Source organism: Arachidicoccus sp., assembly GCF_050436765.1.
Classification (GTDB): domain Bacteria; phylum Bacteroidota; class Bacteroidia; order Chitinophagales; family Chitinophagaceae; genus Arachidicoccus.
Genome location: NZ_JBNQGD010000277.1, coordinates 1 through 2,565, shown reverse-complemented (window position 1 = coordinate 2,565; position 2,565 = coordinate 1). Strand labels below are relative to the sequence as shown.

The 2,565-nt window shown below is 38.6% G+C and carries 1 protein-coding gene; it reads left to right on the top strand.

Annotated elements, in window-relative coordinates:
* The first annotated feature begins 121 nt into the window (after window positions 1-121).
* Window positions 122-2,365 carry a RelA/SpoT family protein gene (locus tag ACQR30_RS11995; protein ID WP_429735393.1) on the top strand — a complete coding sequence of 748 codons (2,244 nt, stop codon included), beginning with the start codon at window positions 122-124 and terminating at the stop codon, window positions 2,363-2,365.
* Window positions 2,366-2,565: the final 200 nt, after the last annotated feature.

The window sequence follows — 2,565 nt, the reverse complement described above, 5'->3', positions numbered from 1 at the left end:
GATTTCTGAAGGGAAAAGTAGGAATTGGAAATATCAAAAATAAAATTCAACCTATTGTAACAAATAATTTTTCACAGCTCTGTGCAAATTGTTTAAATTCGTTTTTATAATAGAGCAGCACTTGAAACAAACCACAAAAACCAACGAATTAATTAAATACGCTTTAAACGAAGAACAGGAGAGAAAAGAAATTCTTCGACGTTATCGTTCATTATTGCGCGCACTTCGGCCCAAATTTAAAAAAGGAGACAAAGAAGTTGTACGACATGCTTTTGAAATAGCAGCCGATGCTCATGAAACTATGCGCCGTAAAAGTGGCGAACCATATATCTTCCACCCTATTGCGGTCGCGATGATTTGTGTTGAAGAAATAGGATTAGGTGTTCGAAGCACCATCTGTTCTCTGCTACATGATACGGTTGAAGATACGGATATTTCAATCGACGATATTACGCGCGAATTCGGGAATGAAATTGCAAAAATTGTTGATGGACTTACCAAGATTTCGACTGTAGTAGATGCAAGCACCTCACAGCAAACTGAAAATTTCAAGAAAATACTTTTAACCCTCACAGATGATCCCCGTGTAATATTAATAAAACTAGCCGATCGCTTACACAATATGCGTACCCTCGATTGGATGAAACCGGAAAAGCAATTGAAAATTGCCAGTGAAACAGTTTGGGTATATGCACCACTTGCCCACAGAATGGGACTCTATGCTATCAAGACAGAAATGGAAGATCTGTCTATGAAATACCTTGAGCCTCAAGAATATAGAGACATCGCAAAAAAACTAGCCGAAACAAAAAGAGAACGTACCCGCTATATTAATGAATTTATTAAACCTATAAAAGAAAAACTGCAAGCAGCCAACTTTGACTTCGAGATATATGGCCGCCCCAAGAGCATTCATTCTATCTGGAATAAAATGAAAAAGAAAAGTGTCTTATTTGAAGAAGTATATGACCTTTTTGCCATTCGTGTCCTGCTCAATTCTACCCCTGAAAAAGAAAAAGAAGAATGTTGGAAAGTATATTCCATGATTACCGACTCTTACACACCTGCCCCTGAACGCTTGCGTGATTGGTTAAGCAATCCGAAAAGTAATGGTTACGAAGCTTTACATACTACTGTTATGGGGCCACAAGGGAAATGGGTAGAGGTACAAATACGTACACGTCGTATGAATGAAATTGCTGAGAAAGGATTGGCCGCACACTGGAAATACAAAGAAGGAACCAACAATGAAGATCGCTTTGATCAATGGTTTGGGCAAATACGCGAGATGATCAGCTCCCAGGGTACCGACAGTATAGACTTCTTACAAGATTTTAAAACAAGTTTTCTTGCAGAAGAAATATATGTTTATACCCCAAAGGGAGATGTAAAAATGTTGCCCAAAGGTTCATCAGCACTTGATTTTGCATTTTCAATACATTCAGCAGTAGGACAGAAATGTATTGGGGCAAAAGTCAATCACAAACTTGTTCCTATTGGTCACAAATTGCGTAGCGGTGATCAGGTAGAAATTATCACTAGCAACAAACAAAAACCAAATGAAGACTGGCTTACTCTGGTAGCAACTGCCAAGGCCAAAAGTCGAATAAAAGACGCGCTTAAAGAAGAAAAACGTAGCATTGCGGAAGACGGGAAATACACATTAAGCCGTAAATTGGAAAATTTAGGTGTCCCTGCATCCACTTATAATATTGATGAGTTAGTAACTTTTTATAAGTTGACCTCACACCTCGATTTGTATTATAATATCGCTATTAAAAAAATAGACTTAAAAGAACTCAAAGAATTTACTGTTTCAGGTGACAAATTAGAGCCCCCGAGACGAGAAAAATTAGAAAAAATTCCCTACTCCGAGGAGACTGAATCCAAAAATTTCTCTAAAAAAGACTCGGAATTAATTATTTTTGGAGAGAGCAGTGATAAGATAATGTATACGCTCGCGAACTGCTGTCACCCTATTCCCGGTGATGATGTTTTTGGCTTTGTAAGTGTTGGTAAAGGTTTAATTATTCACCGAACCAACTGTCCAAACGCGGCACAATTAATGGCCAATCAAGGACATAGAATCGTGAAGACCAAATGGGCGAAAAATAAGGAAATCTCTTTCTTAACCAGAGTAGAGATTATAGGGGTAGATGACGTGGGGGTAATCAATAAAATCACCAATATTATCAGCGGTGACCTTCGTATTAATATCTCAGCACTCACTATCGAATCTGAAGATGGGTTATTTAAGGGCAAAGTTAAAGTATTTGTACACGATAAAGAGGAGTTGGACGAGTTAGTTCACCGCCTAAAGCAATTAGCCGGTATTCAGCGGGTCGAAAGATTTGATAATGAGTGAACAGCCTGACCGGCTTACGCTCCTTTATTCAACATTAAAAATAATTTCTTGTGTCTTGGTAAATGGCACTTCCTTTCCAAAAAGTGTGGCTGGCTTCCAATTTGGACTTGAAGAAATTAAGCGGACAGCCTCTTCTTTAGTGCCAAACCCGGGGTCATTCAAGGCTCTAACATACTCCACTTTGCCGTCTTTTGAGACTA